We start from the raw sequence: 23,787 nt of genomic DNA, 5'->3' as shown, positions 1-23,787 counted from the left end.
CCGTATCGACTCCGCCCATATGGCGATTCCCCCTTGGCCTCGGTTTCGCCCTCCAGGATGCAGGACACCACTGTCAGTTCGTGTTGCAACCGTTCACAACCCGCCACGAGCCGTCCCCTACGCACGGGACCAGCCGTTGGTGAAGTCGCATTGGAGGTCAGTCCAGCGGCGCTGTTCGGCGGGGGTGTAGCTGGGGTAGCCGAGGTGTTGCACGCCCTTGACCCACTCGTCCCAGAGGCCGCCTGGCTCCGTGAGACGGTCGGAGTGGTGGGTGCCGAGGTGGGCGTCGAGGCGGAGGAGGGCGCCCAGGGCGGCGGGTTGGTCTTAGTGGAGGTCGGTGCGGGGGAGGTGGTGGTCGAGGTAGGCGGTGAGGATCTCGGCGTCGGCGTGGGTCCCGAAGCGGGCCAGGGCGAAGCAGTAGGCGCTGCCGGCGTAGCAGACCTCGCTGGCCAGGAGCAGGTCGCCGATGCGTGCCCGGAACCGTTCGCGGCGGTCGACGCCGATCAGCCAGGCGGCGGTGAGGCGCGAGCGCCATTCGTACCCGAGCAGGGCTTCCAGTTCCTCGTCGGTGATCGTGGCGGCGTCAGCGAGCAGGTGTCGGGTGAAGCGGCTGGTGTGCCACCACCGGGGGCTCAGGAAGCGCCCGCTGTTCAGTACGAGGTAGCGCGGGAGGCCCGCGTACATCCTCGTCACGTAGCGCTCGACCACATGGCCGTAGCCGATCTCCTCGGGGTGCTGGGACGGCATCGGTCACCTCTCCGGGTGCAGGTCGCTGCGGTCGATCCAGGTGAGGGCGACGAGTATGCCGTCGCCGACGGAGGCTTCGGAGGCTTCCGGTGGCCGCGCCGGGCCTCGGTCAGGGAGTCCGTGTTCGCCCGCCGGCCATGGTGCGCCGGCGGAACCGGACCCTTCGGGGAGGGGGCGGCGCGTCCAGCACCCGGTGCCCGGGGCAGGGACAGGGGCAGGAGTCGCTCACCTGCGCAGTCTCCTCGCGACTCCGGCCGGTGCGCCAGGGATTTCGCCGTCTGGAACCGTATGTGCCGAGGGCGCCATGGGGTGCGGCGCGGCTGGAGCGGTCGTGCATCCCGGCTGCGTCGTGTCGCCGGTGGCGGCTCGCCGGCACGTCCATGAAATTGCGGGGCGGCCATGGACGTTGATCAGGTCATGACTCAAGGTCCAGCACCTCGTCCACTGTCCGACGAAGCCCTTTCCAGCCTGCTTGGCAAGGAGTAGTTCGGCACACTCGCCACCGTCAAGCGCAGTGGTCACCCCCACCTGACCACCATGCTGTACAGCTGGGATCCCGAAGCCCGCATGGTGCGGTTCTCGATGACGGCCGACCGGGTCAAGGTCGGGCATCTCCTGCGTAACCCGCGTGCGGCGCTTCATGTGCAAGGTGGCGACGTGTGGTCGTTTGCTGTTGCTGAAGGCGAGGCCGAGGTCTCCGAGAGCACGACCGTTCCCGGCGACGCCGTCGGGCGGGAACTCCTTGAGATGATCCCGCAGGCAGCGAAGCCGGAGGATGAAGGTGCGTTCCTGGAGCAGCTGGTTGCCGAGCGCCGGGTGGTCATCCGGTTGAAGGTAGACCGCCTGTACGGCACGGCGCTCGACATCGACGGCTAGGACATAGCGGGTCCGTGCTGGTCACAGCCACTCGTTGAGGGCTGCGAGGGTCCGGTCGCCTGCTTGGTCGCCCGCGCCCCAGCCGACCGTATGCCGTCTATCAGCTGCCGCCGCGTCCACACAGCCGGGCCCACTGGCTGTTCATCAGGTCAGCCCTAGGCCGGGTCGGGGCACGAGGCGGTGGAGCCGGTCGTCGTCCAGCCGGTTCCGTGGACGAGGACGGACGGGGGAGTCGCGGGGGTGGCGGTGGCCGCGGAGGAGGCGGCGCCGGAGGGGGACGTGGGCTGGGGGGCGGGCGGCCGGGGGACGCCGGCCACCGTGCAGACCAGCTGCGTCAGGGCGGTGCGGCCGAGGGGAGGGACACCGCGGGGCAGCCGGACGGAGAGGGTGCCGTCGTTGACGGTCGTCACCTCTGGTGGGCCCGGCAGCCGGGGCAGTTCCGTGGTGGCCGTCGGGGTCTCGCTCGTGGACGGCCCGTCGAACAGCGCGCGCACGGCGCCCGCGTAGTCCCCGGGGCCGTCGATCTCGCGCGGGTACGGCCTCGGTTCGCCGCCGTGCAGGAAGTAGACGGGGGTCATGGTGGGCGGCGGGGACTGGTGGTCGGGAGCGGCCATGCCGCTCGCCGGTTCGCCGGCCTCGATGACGCCGGACCTGGGCACCCCGCAGGACGCCGTCAGGAGCGCCGCGGCGAGTCCGGCCAGCAGTGCGGGTACGCGTGAGCCCTTCACCGGGAACTCCCGTCGGTGTCGTCGCCGTCGGCCGAGTCGCGCCGCAGCGGGAGTTCGACCGTGAACTCCGCGCCGCCGCCGGGCAGGTTCGCCGCGCTGACGCGGCCCTGGTGCACCCGCACGTTCTCCGCGGTGATGGCCAGTCCCAGTCCGCTGTTCCGGCTCCTGGTCCGTGAGGTGCTCGCCTTGTAGAAGCGTTCGAAGATGTGCGGCATCGCCTCCTCGGCGATCCCCGGCCCGTTGTCGCTCACCCTGATGACGGCCCACGCCCCGTCCGCTCGCTCCTCCCGCTCCATGGTCAGCCGCACCGGCGGTGCCCCGTGCCGCAGCGCGTTGCCGACCAGATTGGCCAGCACCACGTCGAGCCGCCGCGGATCCACGCGCGTGCGCAGCACGCCCGGTCCGGGCACCCGCGTCTCCACCCGGTCCTGCCAGCCGCGCGCGGCGAGGGTGTTCGTCAGGGACTCGGCCAGGTCCAGTTCGTCCAGGTGGAGTTCGATCGCGCCCGCGTCGAAGCGGGAGATCTCCATCAGGTCCTCCACCAGCGCGCTCAGCCGGCTGGTCCCCTCGCGCACGAGCCGCAGCGCGTGGCCCGACTCCTGGTCCAGGTGGAGCGCGGTCTCGTCCAGCACGTCGGTGACCGCCGACATCGCGGCCAGCGGTGTGCGCAGTTCGTGCGAGACGTCGGCGACGAAGCGGCGCGCCTGGGCCTCCAGACGGCGCAGCTCCGCCACCGACTGCTCCAGCGCGGCCGCGGTGTCGTTGAACGACTGCGACAGATCGGCCAGTTCGTCGGAGCCGCTGACGGCCAGCCGGACATCGAGGTGCCCTTCCGCCATCCGGCGCGTCGCACCGCGCAGCGCCCGCACGGGACGCAGCACGCCGCTCGCGGCCAGCAGCGCCAGGGCGACGGCGAGGCACAGGGCCACCAGGGTGGCGCGCTCGATGTTGCCGACCATCACCTCGACGTACGCCTCTTCGGTGTTCTGCGGCACCACCAGGAACATCGCCATTCCCGAGAGCCCGGGCTCCGCGCCCGCGCCGGTGGCGTACGTGACCGGCATCCCGACGACGAGGTAGGAATGCCCGTCGGCGTTCACCCGCTGGAACACCGCGGCGCGTCTGGTCCGCACGGACCGGAGCAGTTCCGGGCTCAGCTTGCCGAAGTCGGCGCTCGGCGCCCAGGCGCGGCGGTCGCCGTACGTCGCCATGACCCGCCAGCCCTGTTCCGGGTTGGCGTGCAGCACCTGGTCCACCGCCCGCTGGAGCTCCGAGGCGTCCGGCTCCGGGGGTGTGTAGACGGCCACGGCGTTGACGCTGGTCCGGAACTGCTTGATCACGGCGTCCTGGCTCTGCTGGAGCACCCCCGTGCGCGCTCCCCGGAAGGCCAGTGCCCCGGTGCTCAGCGCGCTGACCGTGGCCACCAGGACGAAGGCCGCGATCAGCCGGGGGCGCAGACCGCGCAGCGGAAGCGGGACGCGCGCCAGGGCCGCCCGGAGGAACGGCACCCGCCCGGAACCGGGGCCGGCGGCTTCGCCCGCACGCCCGGTCCCGGCTCCGGCCGAGGCGGTCTCGCGGTCGGGCTTGCGCAGGCGCACGGGGCCGTTCACGAGGTGCCGAAGCGGTAGCCGAAGCCCCGCACCGTCTGGATGTACCGGGGCCGGCCGGCTGGCTCGCCGAGCTTGCCGCGCAACCGCTTCACACAGGCGTCCACGAGCCGGATGTCGCCGTAGTAGCTGTGCTCCCAGACCATCTCCAGCAGTTGCTGGCGGCTGAACACCTGGCCGGGCGAGGCCGAGAGGGTCAGCAGCAGCCGCAGTTCGGAGGGGGCGAGCGCCACGCGTTCGCCGCGGTGGGTCACCACGAGTCCGGCCCGGTCGATGACCAGCTCGCCGTGCGACTGCGGCCTGGGCCGGACGGTGTTCGGGACGGACGCGTCCTGCCTGCGCAGCACGGCCCGTATGCGGGCGTCGAGCACCCGGGCCCGGACGGGCTTGACCACGTAGTCGTCCGCGCCGGCCTCCAGCCCCACGACCACGTCGACGTCGTCCCCCTTGGCGGTCACGATGACGATCGGCACCTGGTCGCGGTCCCGGATGCGCCGGCACACGTCGAGACCGGACATGCCGGGCAGCATGAGGTCCAGCACGACGACGTCGGGGCGGAAGGAGCCGAGGTGTTCGCAGCCCTCCTCCCCGGTTTCGGCGGCGAGGACCTCATGCCCCTGATGCCGCAGGCCCAGCCGGACGGCCTCGCGTACGTCTGGGTCGTCCTCGACAAGCAGAACTCGTGGCACCTCGGGAGTGTAGGCAGATCGCCAACGGCGACCGTCCGGGGGAAGGGCCCCGGGACGGGAGCTGTTACCAAATGATCACACCGGGCCGAGGGCCGCCGGCCGGTGGTCCGGCCCGCGGCGGCACGAGCCGCCGGGACGCCACTCGTTACCGTTCCGTGATGATTCGCGCTCATGGTGATCATCTGCGATGGCCAGCTTGAGCTGCCATGCACTCTTCTCACCGGGCCGAACGCCGCCGCTCCTCGCGTCGTCGGCGGCGTCCAAGACGGCGGGGCAGGGGCTGGCTGGTCGCCCTGCCGACGGTCGCCGGACTGCTGGTCACCGCCGCCGTCCTCCTGGACGGCCGCAGCGACGCGTCGAGCGGCGCGCCGCAGCCGCGGAGCGCGGTGAGCACTTCCCCCACGTCCACGACCACGTCGAAGTCGAAGTCGCATTCGAAGTCCAGGGCCGCTCCGCCGCCCACCCCCGCGCGGTCCGCCACCGGCTCCGGGGCTCCGGCGAAGGGCACCGGCGCGTTCGTCACCGCACGGGCCGGCGGCGCCAAGGTCGGGCGGGGGTCGCGTCCGCTCCGCTACGTCGTGAAGATCGAGACCGGACTCGACATCTCACCGGCCCAGGCGGCCGACGAGATCGCGGACATACTCGCCGCCCCCCGGGGCTGGACCCGCAACCCGGCCTTCGCGTTCCAGCTGGTGAGCGCGGGACAGCCGCACGACCTCACGGTGAGCATCGCGACGCCGGGGACGGCGGACGCCCTGTGCTGGGCGGGCATCCACCAGGACACCGGGGGCGAGTACAACTGCGAGGTCCCCGGCGGGGTCGTGGTGAACCTCAAGCGCTGGGTCGAGGGCTCGCCCACGTTCGACGGCCCGATCCACGACTACCGGGCACTGATCGTCAACCACGAGATGGGGCACTTCCTGGGCTACACGCACACCACCTGCCCGGGGCCCGGTCGCCTGGCGCCCGTGATGATGCAGCAGATCAAGGGCCTGCACGGATGCGTCGCCAACGCCTGGCCGTACGACCGCAGCGGTGCCTTCGTCTCCGGGCCGACGGTGCGGTAGCCGTCGCCCCGCGTCGGCCTTCGGCCCGGTCCTAACCGTCCCCGCGGGCCGCCCGCGGCGAGCCGGTACCGGGGTCCTTCGGGGGCTCCCCTTCCCGCGGGTGCGGTCGGTTGCGCAGGGCCCGCGCGAGGGACTCCTGCCACGGAGGCGGCGCGGCGATCCCGCACGCGCTCCAGCGGTGGTGGGCGAGGACGCTGTACGCCGGGCGCGGGGCCGGGCGGGGGAAGACGGCGGAGGTGGTGGGGTGGATCAGACCGGGGTCGCGGCGGGCGAGGGCGAGGATCTCGCGGGCCAGCCCGAACCAGGTGGTGCGGCCGGACGCGGTGCCGTGGTAGATGCCGGGCGGGGCGTCGCCGGCCAGGGCCGCGCGGCCGAGGCGGACCAGCAGGACGGCCAGGTCGCGGGACCAGGTCGGCTGGCCGTGCTGGTCCGTGACGACGGACATGGGCGCTCCGGCCGCGGTCCGCGACAGCACCGTTTTCACGAAGTCGCGGCCGTGTTCGCCGTACAGCCAGGCGGTGCGCACGACATAGCCCGTGTCCGGAAGCGTCGAGGTCACCGCCTGTTCGCCGGCCAGTTTGCTCCGGCCGTACGCGTTGACCGGCGCGGTGGGCGCGTCCTCCGGGTAGGGCGTGACGGCGTCGCCGGCGAAGACGTAGTCGGTCGAGACGTGCAGCAGGCGGGCGTTCGAGGCGGCGCAGGCCTCGGACAGGTGCCGTACCGCCGTGCCGTTGACCTCGGTGGCCGCGTCCTCGGCGCGTTCGGCCGCGTCCACGTCGGTCCACGCCGCCGTGTTGACCACGACGTCGTGGCCGGGGACGGCGGCGCGCACGGCGGCCCGGTCGGTGATGTCGAGGTCCGCCCGGCGCAGGGCGGTCACCTCGGCGCGCGGGTCGGCCCCGAGGACGGCCGTCAGGTCCCGGCCCAGCTTGCCGCCCGCGCCCGTGACGAGCCATCTGACCGGTCGGCCGGTGCCGTGGGTCCCGGTCAACGCGCCGCCGGACGCGCGGACTTCAGCGGTTCCCACCAGTCGCGGTGCTCGCGGTACCAGGCCACGGTGTCCGCCAGCCCGTCCTCGAACTCCACCTCGGCCGTGTAGCCGAGTTCGGCCTCGGCCTTGCCGCAGTCGAGGGCGTAGCGCAGGTCGTGACCCTTGCGGTCGGGCACCCGCCGCACCATCTCCCACCCGGAGCCGGTCGCCGCCAGCAGCAGGCCGGTCAACTCGCTGTTGGTCAGTTCCCGGCCGCCGCCCAGGTGGTAGACCTGCCCGGCGCGCCCCTTGCGCAGCGCCAGGTCGATGCCCCGGCAGTGGTCGACGACGTGCAGCCACTCGCGGACGTTGCGGCCGGCGCCGTACAGCGGCACGTGCCGGCCGTCGAGCAGGTTGGTCACGAAGAGCGGGATCAGCTTCTCCGGGAACTGGTACGGGCCGTAGTTGTTGGAGCAGCGGGTGACCACCACGTCCAGGCCGTGGGTGCGGTGGGCGGCGAGGACCAGCAGATCGGAGCCCGCCTTCGAGGCGGCGTACGGCGAGTTGGGTGCGAGCGGGCTCTCTTCGGTCCACGCGCCGGAGTCGATCGAGCCGTAGACCTCGTCGGTGGAGACATGGACGAAACGGCCGGTGCCGTGGCGGTGGGCCGCGTCCAGCAGCGTCTGGGTGCCGAGCACATTGGTCACGGCGAACGGACGCGCCCCCGCGATGGACCGGTCGACGTGCGACTCGGCCGCGAAGTGCACCACGGCGTCATGGCCGGGCAGGACCTGGTCGACGAGGTCCGCGTCGCAGATGTCGCCGCGGACGAAGGTGAACCCCGGGTGTTCGGCGACCGGGGCGAGGTTCGCCATGACCCCGGCGTAGGTCAGGTCGTCCAGGACGGTGATCCGCAGGCCGCGGTGTACGGGATCCGGTGACGAGAGAAGCGATCTGACGAATTCCGAGCCGATGAAACCGGCGCCGCCGGTCACGAGGAGCCGCATGGATTCGAACTGTAGCTTGACGCGAGCGTGTGTGTCACCGAGATGATCACGGGACAGCGACCGTGGGTCACCCTGCGTCTCCGGCGAGGGTGACGGGATCGTACGCAAGTACGAAAGGAGGTCAGGAAGTTCGGGGGCCGTGCGGCGCCCGGCTTCCGGCGACCATGCGCGGACTACTTCTCGCCGGCGGCACCGGGTCCCGGTTGTGGCCGGTCACCAGGGCCGTGTCGAAGCAGCTCATGCCGGTGTTCGACAAGCCGATGATCTACTACCCGCTCACCACGCTGGTGCTGGCCGGCATCCGGGAGATCCTCGTCCTGACCGGCCCCGAGGACCAGCGGCAGTTCCGGCGGCTGCTGGGCGACGGCTCGCAGTTCGGGCTGCGGCTGGAGTACCGGGTGCAGGAGCGTCCCGAGGGCATCGCCCAGGCGTTCGTGCTCGGCGCCGACTTCATCGCCGACCAGCCGGTGGCGCTCGCCCTCGGCGACAACATCTTCCACGGCGCGGGACTGGACACCCGCCTGCGGCGGTACACCGATCCGGTCGGCGGGCGCATCTTCGCCTACCCGGTGGCCGACCCGTCGGCCTACGGCGTCGTGGAGTTCGACGAGAAGGGCCGCGCCGTCTCCATCGAGGAGAAGCCGGCCCGGCCGCGCTCCCGGTACGCCGTCCCCGGCCTGTACTTCTTCGACAACCGGGTGGTGGGGATAGCCCGCGGCCTCACCCCCAGCGCCCGCGGCGAGCTGGAGATCACCGACGTCCACCGGGCCTATCTGGAGCGGGGCGAGCTGAACGTGACCGTCCTGGACCGCGGCACCGCGTGGCTGGACACCGGCACGTTCGACTCCCTGGTGGGGGCCTCGGAGTACGTGCGGGTGATCGAGGAACGCCAGGGCATGAAGGTCGGCTGCGTGGAGGAGGCCGTCTGGCGCAGCGGACTGATCGACGACGCGCAACTGAGGGAGCTGAGCCGCCCGTTGATGGCCAGCGGGTACGGCCGCTACCTCCTCGGGCTGCTCGACGAGGAGCGGGACGGGGTGGCGTGATGGAGATCCGTGAGCTGGGCATCGCCGGGGCGTGGGAGATCCTGCCGCGGACCTGGACCGATCCCCGGGGCGTCTTCCTGGAGTGGTACCGGTTCGACCGGCTCGCCGAGGCCGTGGGCCGCCCGCTGGACCTCGCCCAGGGCAACATCTCCGTCTCCGCGCGCGGCGTGGTGCGCGGGGTGCACTTCGCGGACGTGCCGCCGGGCCAGGCCAAGTACGTCACCTGCGTCCGGGGCGCGGCGCTCGACGTGGTGGTGGACCTGCGCGTCGGCTCGCCGACGTACGGGCGCTGGGAGGCCGTCCGGCTGGACGACGTACGGCACCGGGCCGTCTACCTGGAGGAAGGCCTCGGCCACGCGGTCTGCGCGCTCACCGACGACATGACGCTGAACTACCTCTGCTCCGCGACGTACAACCCCGCGGCGGAGCACGCCGTCCACCCGCTCGACCCCGAACTGGGCATCGACTGGCCGGTGGACGACCCCGTGCTGTCCGAGCGCGACGCCGCGGCCCCCTCGCTCGCCGAGGCCCGCGCCGCCGGGTTCCTCCCCGACCACGCCACCTGCCGGCGCGCGGCGCGGCGCGGTTCCCGGCCGGTCGCACCGGGGCGAAAAGACGGATCGTTGTGATGTGCAGCTTCGTGCAAGACCACCTTGCACGAAGCTGCAAGCACGACCTCTCCATAAAAGCTCCCCGGTATGAAAGTGTCTGAGCACACCGTGAAGGGGGGCGAGAGCAAGTGGATTACTCCGTACTGGTTCCTTTCCTGCAGCGACGGCCCGAGCAGGTACTGCCTTATGCGGCCCTGGTCGAATGGACGGGAGCGCGGCGGCTCTGGCAGGGACAGAGCATGCTGATGGAGCCTTTCCAGACCCTCTCCGCCGTCGCGGGCGCCGGATTCCGGGTGCCGACCGGCCTCGGGGTCACGCTGATGCCGCTGCGCCACCCCTTCGAGGCGGCCCACCTCGTCAAGACCCTGGCCATGGCGACCGGCGAGAGCGTCGTCGCCGGGTTCGGGCCGGGCGCCAGGACCTTCCAGCAGAGCCTGCTCGGCGCGCCGTACCGCAGCCAGCTCACGGCGGTGCGTGAGTACCTGACCATCGTGCGGGGGCTGCTCGACGGTGACGTGGTCGACGTGCGGGGCGAGTACTACTCGTGCCACGCCCAGATGGGGCCGGTCATGGCCCCGCCGGTGGAGCTGGGCCTCGGGGTGCTGCGGCCCGGCATGGCGCGGCTGGCCGGCGAGCTGGCCGACGTGGCCGTCACCTGGCTGACTCCCGCCGCCTACCTGGACGAGGTCGTGCGCCCCGCGCTGCGGGAGGGCGCCGAGAAGGCCGGACGGACCGCGCCGCGGGTGACCGCGATGGTGCCCGTCGCGCTGGAGCGGCCGGGCCGGGACGTGGCCGAGTTCGTCCTCGCGAGCAATTCGGGACACATGCAGGCCCCGCATTACATCGACATGCTGGGGCGGGCCGGAATCGATTTCTCCAATCTCGATCCGAAATCCGCGGGACGGCTCATGGCGGACGCCGGCGCATTTGTCTTCGGCGACGAGGAACAGGTCGCCAAACAGCTTGGCGAATTCAGAATGGCCGGCGTCCAGGAAGTCGTGCTCAATCTGACTGGTGTGTGCAATCTCTATGGCCCGAAAGCCGCCATGGAGGATCTGAAGAAGATCCTCGCGGCGGTCGGCGCCGAGCGGAGGAACTCCGGTGAATGAGGCTCTGATCAGTCGTACGGGCAGGCACCTGCGGTCCTGGGCGACGGGCCGGCCGCTCGCCGGCGGCACGGCCGGGGGCGGGAGCGCGACCGTCGTCCTGGAGGACGCCGACCGGCTGCCCGCCGTGCTCGCCTCGGACGTCGTGGGCCCCCGCACACTCGTGCTCGTCCCGGGCGACCAGGACGGGGAGGAACACGGGCCGTCGGGCGCCACCGTCGTGGGCTTCGAGGGCTCGCTCAGCGAGCCGGGCGGCGACGCGTCGATCGGCGGCGCCATCTTCCTCCAGGTGCAGGACTACGGCACGAGCCCCTACATGTCGCTCCTCGGGACCACCCTGGTCCGGGTGGCCGGCGAACCCGACTTCGAGGCGTTCCTCGCCGACGCCGACCGGGCCCGTGAGACGGGCGAGTTCGAGGCGTTCGCGGTCAGCCCGGCCGTGCAGATCGCCGACCTCGGCGCCCTGGGCGAGGCCGCGCCGGACGACGGCCCCGGCACCCGGCTCTGGATCGCGGCCGACGGCGCCGTGTCCGTCTCCCCGCAGGGCACCCGGCTGGGCACGGCGGGCGACAGCGCCGCCGACCTGTCCGCAGCCTGGACCGCGGCGACGGCCGCCGCCCCCGCCGTGGCCCTCGGCCGCGCCGTGCCCGAGGCGGTCCGCGGGCCCGCCGTGGCCGAACGCCCCTGGCTGGGCCGGTACCTCGCCGCCCTGGACATGCTGCGCGACCTCCAGGTGCACGGCGTCTCCGACGTGCGGATCTCCGGCTTCGGCGGACGCCTCACGGCCGAACTGGCCGACGTGACCGGCGCCTTCGACGCCCAGGACCCCGCCGTGCCCTTCCTGGCCTGGACCCCGCAGGCGGCGTACGTCCGGGTGCCCGGGCACGACCGCACCTTCCGGCTCGGCGGCCGGGCCGCGCGGACGGCGGAGCGACTGCTCGTGCACGGCGACCCGGCGACGGCCGCCGACGGGGCGGACGCGGCCGCGGTGCGCCAGGTCCTCGACTTCTTCGCCGAGCGCGGCGCGCCCCTGCTGCCCGCCACGGCCGGCGCCCCGGCGGAGGTGGGCGTATGACCACCGCGCCGCCGCTGTCACCGCCCGGTCTGGCCGCGCGGGTGCTGGCCGGATACGGGGACCGGGTGGTCCTGCACGATCTGTACGACGAGGTGGGCGTGCCCGTCTACCACGACCTGGCCGCGACCGACACCAGCGAGATACGGGAACTGCTGCGGGTGGCCCGCGGCGGCACCGGACCGGTCCTCGAACTCGCCGCGGGCTCGGGCCGGCTGACGCTGCCGCTGCTCGCGCTCGGCCGCGAGGTCACCGCGCTGGAGCTCAAGGAAGGCATGCTGGACCTGCTGCGGGAGCGGCTCGCGACGCTCCCGGCCGGGGCGCGGGCACGTTGCACGCCAGTGCGGGGGGACATGTCCGCCTTCGACCTGGGGCGCACCTACGGCCTCGTGGTGCTCGGCACCACCTCGGTCTCGCTGCTCGACGACGCCGGCCGGGCCGGACTGCTCGCCTCGGTACGGGCCCATCTGCGGCCCGGCGGCACGTTCCTGCTGTCCACCGTCGACCGCGCCGCGGACGCCGGGGCCGAGGCCGACCTGGACTTCGAGGTGCGGGGCGCGAGCGGCCGCCGTTACCGGATGATCGAGCACTGGCCGCCCGGCGCCCCGGCGCGCGGCGTCACGATCCTGCCGCCCGAACGCGAGGCCGCCGCGGCCGACCGGATCGAGGTGCTGACCACCTCCATCCGGGTGCTCGCCGCCCAGCGGCTGGAGCGGGAACTCGCGGCCGCCGGGCTGCCCGTCGTCGCCCGGCACACACTGCCCGCCAGCGGCCCCCGGCACGTCGACGTCCTGATCGAGGCGGAGGCGGCGTGATGACCGAACTGTGGCCGTCGCTGCTGGACACCGCGCTGCACGGCGACGACGAACTGTGCGCCGTCTCCGCGCGGGGCGTGCGGGTGCGCTTCCTCGACGGACGCGAACTCCTGTGCGGAACCAGCGGCTTGTGGAACGCCAACCTCGGGTACGGCAACGAGGCGATCGCCGACGCCTGTGCGAAGGCGCTGCGGGAGGCCTCCTACCTCTCGGTGTTCCGCTACGAGAACCTGCCGGCCCGGCAGGCCGCGCGGGCACTCGTCGAGGCGGCCGGCGCGGATCACTGGGGGCGGGTGCTGTTCTCCACCTCCGGCGGCGCGGCCAACGACGTGGTGATGAAGCTGGCCCGGCACCACCACGCGCTGCGCGGCGAGGGCTCCCGCAAGCTGGTGGTGGGACTGCGGGACAGCTACCACGGCCTGACCTTCGGCGGCTTCGCCCTCACCGGCGAGAACCTCGGCCAGCCGGTCTACGGGGTGGACCAGCGGCTGGTCCGGCACGTGACCCCCAACGAGCCCGGCGAGATACGGGCGCTGGCCGAACGGCAGGGCCGGCAGATCGCCGCCGTCGTCGTGGAACCGGTCCTCGGCACCGGCGCGGTGCCGCTGACCCCCGAGTACGTGCGGACCCTGCTGGAACTGCGCGAGCGGTACGGGTTCCTGCTGGTCGCCGACGAGGTCGCCACCGGCTTCGGCCGGGTCGGCAGCCTCTTCGCCTCCCAGCAGTGGCCCGCGCCCCCGGACCTGCTCATCACCTCCAAGGGCCTGACCAACGGCACCTGCGCGGCGGCGGCCGTCCTGGTGTCCCGCGCGGTGGCGGACGCCTTCCACGCCTCCGGGGACGTCTTCGTGCACGGGGAGACCCAGGCCGGGACACCGGTGACCTGCGCGGCGGTGCTGGCGACGCTCGCCGAGATGCGGCGGCTGGACGCCGTCGCCTCGGCCCGCCGGCTGTCCGCGCGGCTCGACGCGGCGCTCGGCGAGCTGGTCGCCACCCACCCCCGGGTGAGCGGCACCACCGGGGCGGGCTGCTTCCGCTCGATCCGGCTGTGCCTGGCGGACGGCTCACCGCTGCCGCAGGACCAGGTCGCCGACGTGGTCGCCGCGATCCGGCGGGCCGGTGCCATCGTGCACCCCAGCGTGTCCGGCGTGCAGATCCTGCCGGCGCTCACCTACACCGACGCCGAGCTGGACGAACTGCTCGACCGGGTGCGGGCCGGGGTGGACGCGCACGCCGGAACGGCCTCCGCCACGGCGGCCGGTACGGAGGCGGTGTGATGGAGCCGGTCTGGAGCCTGAGCAGGCATCCGCTGACCCGGGTGGCGTACGGCCTCGACGGCCTCTCACAGTGGCTGACCCGGCACGCGGGCCGGCGGCTGACCATCCTCGTCGACGCGGCCGTGGCGGACGGCGAGGCCGAGGCCCGGGTGCGCCAGCGCGCCGCCTGGGCCGACCGGGACACCGAGCGGATCGTCCTGTCGGGCCCCGGCGACCTGGCGAGCGTCGCCCGGCTCGCGGCGGACCTCGCGGACCGCGAGTTCGTGGTCGCCATCGGCGGCGGGTCCCTGCTGGACCAGGCCAAGCTCGCCGTGCTGCTGGGCTCGGACCCGGCCGTGGGCGACCGCCTGACGGTACGTCAGCGCAGCGGGCTGGTGCTGCTGTCGGCCGACTCGGCACCCCGTGTGCCGCTGGTCGCCGTGCCGACGACGGTGGGCACCGGCAGCGAACTGAGCGGCGCCGTCTGCCTGTCGACGCCCGAGGGCAAACGGCTGGTGCTGGGCAACGGGCTGCAGCCCGAGGTCGCGGTCTACGACGCCGTGGCGACCCGGACGCTGCCCGGGGACCTGCTCGCCGAGGGCGTCCTGGAGGTGCTGTTCCGGCTGGCCGGGATGTACGCGGGCGACCACCGGGAGCTGCCGACCGAGGACGCGTTCGCCGAGACCCTGCTCCGGCGGCTGGTGCGGCTGGGCGACGAGGTGGCGGCGGCCCGCGCCGCGGGCACGGCGCCCGGCGACGCGACGCGGCTGGAGATCGCCAAGCTGAGCGGGCTCAGCCACCAGCCGTGGCTCAACCTCGGCCGGGACCCGTGCGCCTGCAAGGGCTGGTACCTCGCCAACGAACTGTCCACCGCCCTCGGGGTGCGCAAGATGACGGCCGCCGCCGCCCTGCTGCCCCCGCTGTGGCGGCGGATCACCCGGCCGGACCCCCGCTGGGGCTCGGCGGCCCGGCTGGAGCGGCTGTGGCGGGCGGTGTCGGCCGCACGGACCGCACCCGGTCCCGCGGACGATCCCGCGTCGGGGATCGACGCCCTGCTGGACGACTGGGGCATCCGGCGCTCCCTCGACGCACCGCCCGAGCGCGTCGCCGAGGTGGCCCGCGCCACCGTCCGGGCCTGGGGGCAGGGGCTGCCGACGCTCGGCGCCCTCACCCTCGCCGACGTGCACGAGGTCATGGCGGAGGCGGTCGGCGCGCCCGCCCTGGCCGGCCGCTGAACGCCCGGCCCCGCGCCGCACAGACTTCCGTCAGCCCCCGCTGACGGACGCACCACCAGGCATCGCACCGGGAGAGGAGGAAAGAAGATGCAGACCGCCAAGAACCAGGGTCCCTCCGCGCCGCTCGAGCTGGCGCTGCAGGAGCTGGAGCCGCACGAGCTGGAGATGCAGGAGCTGGAGGCGCTCGACGCGCCCTTCGGCTGGACTGACGTGGTGAGCCTCGTCAGCGGGCTGAGCGCAGGAGGGGTCGTCTCGTACGTGTCCCTCGTGACGCTGGCGACCTGAGTCTCCTGAAGCCCGGGTCCCGCGGACTCGCGGCTTCTCGAGCCCGACCAACCCGAAGACCCCTGGAAGGAGGTGAAGAACGATGCAGGAAAACAAGAACTCCGCCCTCGAACTGTCCATGCAGGAGCTGGACATGGAGGAGCTGGAGGGCATGGAGGCCCCCGACTGGTGGAACAGCTTCCTCGTGAGCTTCGGTGTGTCCGCCGGTGTGAGCGCCACCTACAGCTCGCTCGTCATCACGTCGGTCGTCGCGACCTGACGCGGGCCGGCCCCTGAGAGTGCCCTGTCCCGGATGCAGTCGCGTTGCATCCGGGCCAGGGCCTCCCCGGGAAATATACGTGCCGCCCAGCACTCCAAGGAGAGATGCGCAATGTCCCAGGCCGCTTCCCGCGGCTTTCCGTGGGCCCTCGCGGGCTTCTGGATCGTCGCCGTCATGGCCGCGCCCGGCATCATCTCGGCCCTCACCTCAGGCCGGACGCGAACCACTTCCCTCCTCGTCTGCATCGGCGTGGAGCTGCTGATCATCGCCGGTGTCGGCCTCTTCCTCCGGGCCCGGGGGAGGACCTGAGCATGACGGACGTAGTCGACATCGAGGGTCTGACCAAGCGCTACGGCGAGGTGACAGCGGTCGAGGACGTCTCCTTCCAGGTGAGACCCGGCCGCGTCGTCGGACTGCTGGGCCGCAACGGCGCCGGCAAGACGACGACCCTGCGCATGCTGCTCGGGCTGGCCCGGCCCACCGCCGGTCGGGCCACGGTGTTCGGCCACCCGTACGCGCAGCTCCCGCGCGCCGCCCACCGCGTCGGTGTCGCCATGGACGGCATCGGGCCCTCCAACGCCGCCACCGGCCGGGGCGACCTGAACATCTGGGCCAGGACCCTGGGCCTGGGCCGCTCCCGAGTGGAGCAGGTCCTCGAACGGGTCGGGCTGGCCGACGACGCCCACCGCAAGCTGCGCGGCTTCTCCACCGGGATGCGCCAGCGGCACGCCCTGGCGACGGCGCTGCTGGCCGACCCCGAACTGCTGATCCTGGACGAGCCGGCCAACGGCCTGGACCCGGACGGCATCCGCTGGCTGCGGCAGTTCCTGCGGTCCCTCGCCGACGAGGGCCGCACCGTCCTGCTCTCCAGCCATCTGCTCGCCGAGGTGGAGCAGACCGCCGACGACATCGTGATCCTGCAACGCACCCTGCGCTACAGCGGCACCGTCGCCGACCTCACCCGCAACGGCACGGTGAGCCTGGAGAGCAGCTTCTTCGACCTCGTCGGCCCGGCGGCGAAGGAGCCCAGCCATGCGTGACCTCATCGCCGCCGAATGGCGCAAGATCTGGACCGGGCGCGCCTGGTGGGCCCTCGGCCTGTCCGCGGCGCTGCTGTGCGTGCTGGCCGACGCCGGCTACCTCACCCAGGCGCTGGACCAGCTGCCCAAGGGCACGACCACCGAGGCCGACCTGACCTCCACCCTGGTACAGGGCTGGTTCATGGTCGAACTGGTCGCCGCCCTCGCCACCATGCTCGCCGTGACCCGCGAGTTCTCCAACGGCGCGATCTGCCGGACGGCGCTGCTCGGCGGCGGGCGCGGCCGGGTGCTCACCGCGAAGCTCGTGGCCGCGGCCGGCACCGGGGCCGTGTACGCGCTGGCCGCGGGCGCCGCGGCGGCGGCCAGCCCCTGGCTGTTCCTGGCCGGCCGCGCATGGCACCCGCAGTGGACGACGACCACCACCTGGACGCTGCTCGGCGTGATGCTGGTGATCGTGGTGGGCGCCCTGTGGGGCAGCCTGCTCGGCATCGTCATCCGGCAGCAGGTCGTCGCCATCGTCGTGCTGCTGCTGAGCACCTGGCTGGTGAGCGAGGGCCTGCTGCGACTCGCCCCGGAGATCGGCCGGTTCACCATCGACGAGGCCATGGCCGCGGTGTACCGCAGCGGCAACGACGGCGTGCTGCCCATCCCATGGGCCCTGGTGGTGCTCGCCGCCTGGATCGTCGTCGCCGGTGTCGCGGGCCGGACCCTGTTCCTGCGCCGGGACCTGCCGTGAAACCGACGCTGAACCGCCCGCGGCCGGAGGCCGCCGCGCCGCCGCCGCTGCCGCGGTACCCGTGCCTGGCCGAGGACGTGGTGGTGCACGAGCCGGCCGAGGCGGGCGCCCCCTGGATCGTGCAGTTCGACGCCGGCCGCTACCTGCGGGTGGGCGCCGGGATGGCGCGGCTGCTGCGCTCGGCCGACGGCACCCGCACGGCCGACGACATCGCCGCCGTGCTCGGCGCCCCGTGGACGCCCGAGCTGGTGGGGGAGGGGCTGACCCGGGCGCAGCGGATGGAGCTGCTGAGCGGCACGGCCCGCAAGCCCGCCGGGCGCCGCAGGTTCGCCTTCGTGCCCCCGCTGACCTTCCAGTTCACGGTGGTGCGCCCGGAGCGGTTCCTGGCCCGGTTCCGGCCGCTGGCCGCCCGGCTGGCACACCGCTCCTGGGCGGCGGCGCTGGTGGCGCTGGTGGTCGTCGGCATCCTCTGCCTGGCCTTCCAGCTGCCCGCGCTCGCCCACGCGCTGAGCCACCGCGTGTCGGTGTCCACGCTGGTCACCCTGGTGGTCGTCACCTACGTCGGCACGGTGCTGCACGAGATGGCGCACGGCATCGTGCTCAGCCACTACGGCGGCAAGCCCAGCCGCATGGGCGTGATGCTCTTCTACCTGACCCCGGCGTTCTTCTGCGACGTCACGGACGGCTGGCGGCTGCCGGGCAGCGGGCAGCGGGTGCGGATCGCGCTCGCCGGCATCACCACCCAGGCCGCCATCGGCGGGGTGTCGGGCATCGCCGCGGCCGTCGTCGCACTGGCCGGGGGCGCCCCCGGCATCCGCGACACGCTGCTGCTGCTCACGCTGACCACCTTCGTCTCGGGGGTCTTCAACGCGCTGCCGTTCGTGAAGCTGGACGGCTACCTCGCGCTCATGAGCCACCTCGACATCTCCCACCTGCGGGACCGGTCGATGACCGACGCGCGGCGGCTGGTGGCCCGGGTGCTGTTCGGCGGGCGCTACGAGCGGGCCCTGCCCGGTGTGCCCTGGGCACCGCTGTTCGGGCTGGCCTGCATGGTCTTCCCGGTCTACGTCCTCGCCATGGCCTTCACGGTGTGGCAGAGCATGCTGGAGGCCATGGGACTGGTCGGCGCGACCGTCGTCTCGCTGGGCCTCGCCTACCTCGCGCTGCGCCTGTACTCGGGCGCCATGCGGCTGGGCGCCGAGGCACGTGCCGCGGGTGCGCGCCGGTGGCGGATCTGGGCCGTCTCGCTGGTCGTGCTCGCCGCCCTGACCGGCATCGCGCGGGAGGTGTCCCTCCCCTACACGGTCTCCGGCGGCTTCGTGCACAGGGACGGGCGGGTGCTGTTCGTGGCGACGGGCGCCGCCGACATGGACGCCGTCACCCCGGGCGCGACGGTGCGGCTGAAGGGCAGCGGCGTCGTGCTGCACGAGGACCTGGGCGAGGCGCGGGTGGCCGGCTCCCGAACCGTGCAGGTCGAGGCCCCGTTCTCGGTGTTCGCGCCGGTCGCCGGGCTCGACTCGATGAAGCTGCCCGCCACCGGCGTGCCGCTGCGCGTGCCCCGGCCGCCCGCCGCGGCCACGGGCCTGGCCGAGGTGGACGCCGGCCGGCGCAGCGTCGGCGACTGGCTCTACCTCCGCTACCTGGCACCTTTCTGGCGCTGACCCCGGCCGCCACGGGCACCGCGTGGCCGTCCGGGGCGGCACGCCCCCGGACGGCCGCGCCTTCTCGGCGTACCGGCCCTCGCCTCTTCCCCAGCTCCCCAAGGCGGTTGATCATGGACATACTTCGGCATCTGATGTACTGCCCGCCGGGCACCCCGTACTTCGACCGGGACGACGCGGACTCGGCGGCACCGGACGACTTCCCGGCCGTCGCCGCCCCCGGGCCCGAGGGCTGGACGCGCGGCACCGGACCGGACTGGGCGATGCTGACCCCGCCCGGCCACCGGCTGCCCGCGCAGGGCTGGAAGATCCATGTCTCGGCCACCCCCGGCAACGCCGAGGACGTCCTGCGGCGCTGCTGGGACTATCTGGTGCCGCGGGGCGTCGCGTTCAAGTTCATCCGCAGCCGCAAGGTGCTGCTGCGCCGCAACGGCAAGTACGGCGACCGCAGCGCCAGCGGCAAGTTCGTGACCATCTACCCCGAGGACGAGGAGCGGTTCGCGCTCGTCCTGGCGGAGCTGGGCGAACTCCTCGACGGGGAGCCGGGACCGTACATCCTCAGCGATCTGCGCTGGCGCTCCGGCCCGCTGTACGTGCGCTACGGCGGGTTCGTGGCCCGCACCATGAAGACGCCCACCGGCGAGAGCGTCCACTGCATCGAGGACCCCGAGGGACGGCTGGTGCCCGACCGGCGCGGTCCCTCCTTCCGCCCCCCGGAGTGGGTGACGCCGCCCGCCTGTCTCGACGAGGCGCTGCGGGCACGCGAGGCGGGCACCCTGGAGGACTTCCCCTACCGGGCCGAGAAGGCCCTGCACTTCTCCAACGGCGGCGGCGTCTACCGGGGCAGCGACCTGCGCACCGGGGAGCCGGTGCTGCTGCGCGAGGCCCGGCCGTACGCCGGACTCGACACCCAGGGCGAGGACGCCGTGGCGCGGCTGCGGCGCGAACACGACTGCCTGCGCCGGCTCGACGGCCTGCCGTGGTTCCCGCGGCTGCTCGACGCCCGGGTGGGACACGAACACCACTTCCTGGTGCGGGAGTTCGTCGAGGGCGAGACCCTCGCCACCGCCATCACCCGGCGCCTGCCCAAGGCCCCCGAGACGGACCCGCAGGGCGCCCGCGCCTACACGGACTGGGCCCTCGGCGTGCTCGACGAGGTGGCGCGGGGCGTCGCCGCCATGCACGAGCGGGGCGTCTGCTTCGGCGACCTGCACCCCGGCAACGTCCTCGTGCGCCCCGACGGAACGGTCGTCTTCATCGACCTGGAGACGGCGTCGACCGACCCGGACGCCACCCAGATCCACGCCGCCCCGGGGTTCGCCGCGCCCGCCGGGCACCGGGGCCCGGACATCGACCGGTACGCCCTCGGCTGCCTGCGGCTGGCCCTGTTCGCGCCGCTCACCACGCTGATGGGCTGGGGCCCCGGCAAGGTGGACCAGCTGATCGACTACGTGGTGTCGCGGTATCCGCTGCCCGGCGACTGGGGCGACCGGGTGCGCGCCGACCTCGCACCGGCCGCCTCCGCCGCCGGACCGGGCACGGCGGGCGGCCCCCCGGCCGGGGCCCCGGCCCGTGCGGGGGACGGCGACGGGCGGTGCGCGCTCGCCGCGGGCCTCGTCGCGGCGGCCACCCCGCACCGCGCGGACCGGCTCTTCCCCGGCGACGCCGCGCAGTTCTTCGTCCCGGAGGGCGGCGCCTGCCTCGCGTACGGCGCCGCGGGCGTGCTCTGGGCGCTCGCCGAGACGGGGCAGGAGGTGTCCGAGGAGCACACGGACTGGCTGGAGCGCGCGGCCGGTGCGCTCACCGACCCCGCCCCCGGCCTGTGGACCGGTCTGTCCGGCATCGCCGGGGTACTCGCGCGGCTCGGCCGTACCGGGACGGCCGGTGAACTCCTCGCGCGGGTCCGGGAGTCGGACGCCCCGGACGACAGCCTCTTCGACGGGCTGGCCGGTACCGGACTGGCCCAGCTGTACTTCGCCCGGACCACCGGGGACGACGACGCGCTCAAGTACGCCCTCGCGGCCGGCGAGCAGCTCGCCGCCCGGGCCGCCGCCGGTCCGCCGCGCCGCGGTCACGTGGGTCTCCTGCGCGGCCGTTCGGGCGGCGCCCTGCTCCCGCTGGCCCTGTACCGGCACACCGGAGACACCGCCTGGCTGGACGCCGCCCGCGCGCTGCTCGACAGCGACGTACGGGCGCTCGGCTGGCGCGAGGAACCCGGCCAGGACACCGCGGGGCCGGCCGGCTGGGCACCCGGCTCGCCCGGTTCCAGACCGCAGTTGGCGGCCGGCGGCGCGGGCACCGCGCTGGTGCTCGCGGACTACCTGGACCACCGGCCCGACCCGGATCTCGCGCGGGTCCGCGACAGTGTCCTGGACGCGGCGCGGGACGCGATGCCCCGCACCGCCGGGCTCTTCCACGGCTGGGCGGGGGTGGCCCTGACCCTGCGGCGCCTGGGCGGCGAGCCCACCGCGCGGCAGCGGGAGCGGCTGCTGGACGTCCTCGGCCTGTTCCGGGTGGAGCACGAGGGACGGCCCGCCTTCCTGGGCCACGAGAACCTGCGGCTCTCCACCGACCTGGCCACCGGCGGGGCGGGAGTGCTGCTCGCGCTGCACGCCCTGGACGGCCGGCCCGTCGCCCTGCCGCTGTGCTGAGCCCCGAGACGAAGGACGGTCCCACGGACATGACAGCCACCGGCACCCCCCGGGTGTCCGTCGTCTGCCCGACGTACAACCGGTCGCGGGCGATCACCAGGACCATCGACTCCGTGCGGGCGCAGACCGTCGGGGACTGGGAACTCCTGGTGGTCTCCGACGGCTGCGACGACGACACCGAGGACTGGGTGGCGCGGGCGGCGGGCGAGGACCCGCGGGTGCGCCTGCTGCGGGTGGCCAGGTCCGGTCACCCGAGCGGCCCGCGCAACGCGGGGCTCGCCGCGGCCCGCGGCGCGTACATCGCCTACCTCGACCACGACGACACCTGGTACCCGCACCACCTCCGGGTCGTCCTCGGGATGCTGGAGGCGGGCGCCGAGATGGCCGCCACGGGCTGCGAGTACCGCGACGCGGCCGGGCGGGAAGTGGCGCCGCTGCCCCCGCTGTCCTGCTGCTGGCACCCCCAGCTCCAGTTGATGGGGCCCATGTTCGAGCCGTCACGGGTGGCGCACCGGCGCGGGCTGGTGGAGGCGGTGGGCGGCTGGCGGGCGGGCGCCGGGCTTGAGGACTGGGACCTGTGGCTGCGGCTGGCGGACGCCGGGCACGTCTTCCGCACGGTGCTGGAGCCCACCGCCGTCCTGCTCACCGACGGCGGGACCCGCAGGCACCGCATGCCCCGGCCGCACCGGATGCCGCTGATCACCATGACGGACGCCAGGGCCGCGCACGCCCTCCTGGTGGAGCTGCGCGCCGGGCGGCACGACGCGGCCTTCCGCGCCGCGTGCCTGGCGGACATGCGGGAGTGGTACACGCGGATGGCGGCCGACCGGACGTTCGCGCGCCCCGCGGACTGGCACGGCGATCTGGAGGCCGAGGTCGAACGGGTGGTGGCCGGCGCCGGAAAGCTCTTCGAGGAACTCGTCCTGGTGCCGGAGCGGGGCCGGTTCGCGCTCGCCAAGAACCTGCTGTGCGCCCGTCCGGAACACGCCCGCCGGGCCACCGGGCTGCTGCCCGCCATCCAGCCCCGGCAGTTGCGGCTGCTGCGGGAGCTGGCGGGCACGGCGGTGTGCGCGCCCGCCGGCTCCTCAGATCCAGCCCTTGTCCCGGGCCAGTAGCGCGGCCTGGAAGCGGGTGCTCGCGTTGAGGTGCTGGAGCAGCCGGGCGATGCGGGCCCGGTAGGTGCGCACCGAGATGCCCAGCTCCCGCGCGCCGGCCTCGTCCTTGTCGGTGCACGCCATCACCTGGAGGACCTTGAGGTGCAGCTCGTCCAGCCCCTCGCGCGCCTCGTCGGGCCGCAGGCGGGGCAGCGCGTCGGACGCCTGGGACCAGCACCGTTCGAAGAAGCTGTGCAGCGCGTGAACCAGCACGTTCTGACGCACCATCAGTGCCTGTCGTGCGGTCGCGTCGGCGGTGGTCTGGACGAGGGCGGTCTCCCGGTCGAACACCGCGATCCGGTCGAAGCTGCCGTCCAGCAGCCGGAACTCGGCGCCATGGTCGGCCAGTTCCCGCAGGTGCCCGGCGGGTTCGCGGTCACGGAGCGCGGTGCGGTGCGCGAGCACCCGCAGGGCGACGCCCCGGCGCAGGCAGCGCAGATCCGCCTCGCGGGTGCCGGTGAGGTGCTCGTGCGCCGGCAGCCACGACGGCTGGGTGACGAGGACCTCGCGCCGGGCGAAGAAGGCGAGTTCGTCGATGCGTTCGTGCACCGCGTCCGCGCCGTCCAGCGGTTCCACCTGGCCGGGGTCGCCCGTCCGGCCGCGGCCCCGGGTGACGCGCAGCACGAAGGACTGGGTGGTCGACAGGACTTCGAGCTGCTGTTCCTGAAGGGCTCGCAACCGCCGCTCGGCGAGCTGCTCTATGCCGATGCCCGGGTCGACGGGGGAGGGCTCCCCGTCGGTGTCGAGGTGGATCATCCCCTGCTGTTCCAGCCGCTTGAGGCTGAGGCAGAGTTCCGCCGCCTCCAGGCCGAGCGCCGCGAGCAGACCCGTTCTGGTCAGGTCGGGGTTCTGCAGCAGCGTCCGGTACACGGACTCGTCCAGCGGTTCCACTCCCAAAGCGGTCAATTCCCATACGCCCATGTGTTCCCCCGCGAACAGTCGCCACCGGTGCTGGAAGTTGACCGGATCCTTCCATAGGTGGCTGAAACATGTCAAAGTGGAAGTAAAGTCACCTGGCGGCCCTGCCGGATAGGTCTGTTCGCCCGGCGCGCCGCCGTGCTTCCCCTGGACATGTGTGCCCCGTGTGAAGGTGGAGTACTCCTGTTTCGGTTGGGGAGGAAGGGATCAATACCGTTGATCCTCAAGGCCGTTGACGGCCGCAACCGGTG

22 protein-coding genes and 2 pseudogenes are annotated in these 23,787 nt (G+C 73.5%); 17 read left to right on the top strand and 7 right to left on the bottom strand.

Annotation, left to right across the window (positions count from 1 at the left end):
- Positions 1 to 117: 117 nt before the first annotated feature.
- Positions 118 to 684 (bottom strand): annotated as a pseudogene (locus HZZ00_RS31800) (DUF6000 family protein).
- A gap of 480 nt (positions 685 to 1,164) precedes the next feature.
- Between HZZ00_RS31800 and HZZ00_RS31795 the strand changes: the two are divergent.
- Positions 1,165 to 1,623, top strand: a pseudogene (locus HZZ00_RS31795) (TIGR03618 family F420-dependent PPOX class oxidoreductase).
- Between the two features lie 155 nt (positions 1,624 to 1,778).
- Here the strand turns inward: HZZ00_RS31795 and HZZ00_RS31790 are convergent.
- The 3 genes from HZZ00_RS31790 to HZZ00_RS31780 all read right to left on the bottom strand — a co-directional run bounded on the left by HZZ00_RS31790 (position 1,779) and on the right by HZZ00_RS31780 (position 4,647).
- Positions 1,779 to 2,351, bottom strand: a complete 573-nt coding sequence (locus HZZ00_RS31790) for a GerMN domain-containing protein (RefSeq protein WP_180329606.1) — start codon at positions 2,349 to 2,351, stop codon at positions 1,779 to 1,781.
- Entirely contained in the window at positions 2,348 to 3,838 is a 1,491-nt protein-coding gene (locus HZZ00_RS31785; RefSeq protein WP_180333786.1) for a cell wall metabolism sensor histidine kinase WalK, read from the bottom strand. Before HZZ00_RS31785 ends, HZZ00_RS31790 begins: the two co-directional genes overlap by 4 nt.
- 119 nt (positions 3,839 to 3,957) lie before the next feature.
- A complete protein-coding gene (locus tag HZZ00_RS31780; RefSeq protein WP_180329605.1) occupies positions 3,958 to 4,647 on the bottom strand; it encodes a response regulator transcription factor in 690 nt (229 codons plus the stop codon).
- A 206-nt stretch (positions 4,648 to 4,853) separates the two neighbouring features.
- Here HZZ00_RS31780 and HZZ00_RS31775 point away from each other — a divergent pair, with 206 nt between their 5' ends.
- A complete protein-coding gene (locus HZZ00_RS31775) occupies positions 4,854 to 5,714 on the top strand; it encodes a DUF3152 domain-containing protein (RefSeq protein WP_180329604.1) in 861 nt (286 codons plus the stop codon).
- A 31-nt stretch (positions 5,715 to 5,745) separates the two neighbouring features.
- On the opposite strand, the gene rfbD is transcribed toward HZZ00_RS31775, so the two are convergent.
- The gene (gene rfbD / locus HZZ00_RS31770) at positions 5,746 to 6,705 is read right to left on the bottom strand and encodes a dTDP-4-dehydrorhamnose reductase (RefSeq protein WP_180333785.1); all 960 of its coding nucleotides are present in this window, start codon (positions 6,703 to 6,705) and stop codon (positions 5,746 to 5,748) included.
- A complete protein-coding gene (gene rfbB / locus HZZ00_RS31765; protein WP_180329603.1) occupies positions 6,702 to 7,691 on the bottom strand; it encodes a dTDP-glucose 4,6-dehydratase in 990 nt (329 codons plus the stop codon). Before rfbB ends, rfbD begins: the two co-directional genes overlap by 4 nt.
- 164 nt (positions 7,692 to 7,855) lie before the next feature.
- On the opposite strand from rfbB, the gene rfbA reads away from it, so the two are divergent.
- From rfbA to HZZ00_RS31690, 15 genes are all read left to right on the top strand, one after another.
- A complete protein-coding gene (gene rfbA / locus HZZ00_RS31760; RefSeq protein ID WP_180329602.1) occupies positions 7,856 to 8,737 on the top strand; it encodes a glucose-1-phosphate thymidylyltransferase RfbA in 882 nt (293 codons plus the stop codon).
- Positions 8,737 to 9,366, top strand: coding sequence for a dTDP-4-dehydrorhamnose 3,5-epimerase family protein (locus HZZ00_RS31755; protein ID WP_180333784.1), 630 nt, complete (start codon positions 8,737 to 8,739; stop codon positions 9,364 to 9,366). The genes rfbA and HZZ00_RS31755 overlap by 1 nt, the downstream gene beginning before the upstream one ends.
- A 110-nt stretch (positions 9,367 to 9,476) precedes the next feature.
- On the top strand, positions 9,477 to 10,457 hold the full coding sequence (locus HZZ00_RS31750; protein ID WP_180329601.1) for an LLM class flavin-dependent oxidoreductase: 981 nt from the start codon (positions 9,477 to 9,479) through the stop codon (positions 10,455 to 10,457).
- Positions 10,450 to 11,529, top strand: a complete 1,080-nt coding sequence (gene mpaB / locus HZZ00_RS31745; RefSeq protein ID WP_180329600.1) for a daptide biosynthesis RiPP recognition protein — start codon at positions 10,450 to 10,452, stop codon at positions 11,527 to 11,529. Before HZZ00_RS31750 ends, mpaB begins: the two co-directional genes overlap by 8 nt.
- On the top strand, positions 11,526 to 12,341 hold the full coding sequence (gene mpaM, locus HZZ00_RS31740; protein ID WP_180329599.1) for a daptide-type RiPP biosynthesis methyltransferase: 816 nt from the start codon (positions 11,526 to 11,528) through the stop codon (positions 12,339 to 12,341). The genes mpaB and mpaM overlap by 4 nt, the downstream gene beginning before the upstream one ends.
- A complete protein-coding gene (mpaD, locus tag HZZ00_RS31735; RefSeq protein WP_180329598.1) occupies positions 12,341 to 13,618 on the top strand; it encodes a daptide-type RiPP biosynthesis aminotransferase in 1,278 nt (425 codons plus the stop codon). Before mpaM ends, mpaD begins: the two co-directional genes overlap by 1 nt.
- Positions 13,618 to 14,832, top strand: coding sequence for a daptide-type RiPP biosynthesis dehydogenase (gene mpaC / locus HZZ00_RS31730; protein ID WP_180329597.1), 1,215 nt, complete (start codon positions 13,618 to 13,620; stop codon positions 14,830 to 14,832). Before mpaD ends, mpaC begins: the two co-directional genes overlap by 1 nt.
- A gap of 87 nt (positions 14,833 to 14,919) precedes the next feature.
- Complete coding sequence (locus tag HZZ00_RS31725) at positions 14,920 to 15,117, top strand: daptide-type RiPP (RefSeq protein ID WP_070026971.1); 198 nt, start codon at positions 14,920 to 14,922, stop codon at positions 15,115 to 15,117.
- An 82-nt stretch (positions 15,118 to 15,199) separates the two neighbouring features.
- Complete coding sequence (locus tag HZZ00_RS31720; RefSeq protein WP_167381432.1) at positions 15,200 to 15,376, top strand: daptide-type RiPP; 177 nt, start codon at positions 15,200 to 15,202, stop codon at positions 15,374 to 15,376.
- 111 nt (positions 15,377 to 15,487) lie between these two features.
- Positions 15,488 to 15,685, top strand: coding sequence for a hypothetical protein (locus HZZ00_RS31715; protein ID WP_070026970.1), 198 nt, complete (start codon positions 15,488 to 15,490; stop codon positions 15,683 to 15,685).
- Positions 15,686 to 15,687: 2 nt separating this feature from the next.
- Positions 15,688 to 16,416: an ABC transporter ATP-binding protein gene (locus tag HZZ00_RS31710; protein ID WP_180329596.1), complete on the top strand. Its 729-nt coding sequence runs from the start codon at positions 15,688 to 15,690 to the stop codon at positions 16,414 to 16,416.
- Complete coding sequence (locus HZZ00_RS31705) at positions 16,409 to 17,152, top strand: ABC transporter permease (RefSeq protein WP_180329595.1); 744 nt, start codon at positions 16,409 to 16,411, stop codon at positions 17,150 to 17,152. Before HZZ00_RS31710 ends, HZZ00_RS31705 begins: the two co-directional genes overlap by 8 nt.
- Entirely contained in the window at positions 17,149 to 18,813 is a 1,665-nt protein-coding gene (mpaP, locus tag HZZ00_RS31700; RefSeq protein ID WP_180329594.1) for a daptide biosynthesis intramembrane metalloprotease, read from the top strand. The genes HZZ00_RS31705 and mpaP overlap by 4 nt, the downstream gene beginning before the upstream one ends.
- A gap of 113 nt (positions 18,814 to 18,926) precedes the next feature.
- Positions 18,927 to 21,464 (top strand): class III lanthionine synthetase LanKC, encoded by a 2,538-nt coding sequence (gene lanKC, locus HZZ00_RS31695; protein WP_180329593.1) that lies wholly within the window; start codon positions 18,927 to 18,929, stop codon positions 21,462 to 21,464.
- A 29-nt stretch (positions 21,465 to 21,493) separates the two neighbouring features.
- Positions 21,494 to 22,579, top strand: a complete 1,086-nt coding sequence (locus HZZ00_RS31690; RefSeq protein ID WP_257585479.1) for a glycosyltransferase — start codon at positions 21,494 to 21,496, stop codon at positions 22,577 to 22,579.
- On the opposite strand, the gene HZZ00_RS31685 is transcribed toward HZZ00_RS31690, so the two are convergent.
- Complete coding sequence (locus tag HZZ00_RS31685) at positions 22,550 to 23,509, bottom strand: TrmB family transcriptional regulator sugar-binding domain-containing protein (RefSeq protein WP_180329592.1); 960 nt, start codon at positions 23,507 to 23,509, stop codon at positions 22,550 to 22,552. The genes HZZ00_RS31690 and HZZ00_RS31685 overlap by 30 nt on opposite strands.
- Between the last annotated feature and the right edge of the window lie 278 nt (positions 23,510 to 23,787).

The organism is Streptomyces sp. NEAU-sy36, from assembly GCF_013423905.1.
GTDB lineage: Bacteria > Actinomycetota > Actinomycetes > Streptomycetales > Streptomycetaceae > Streptomyces > Streptomyces misionensis.
The sequence above is the reverse complement of the archived record's forward strand: the minus strand, read 5'-3'. Positions and strand labels throughout refer to the sequence as shown.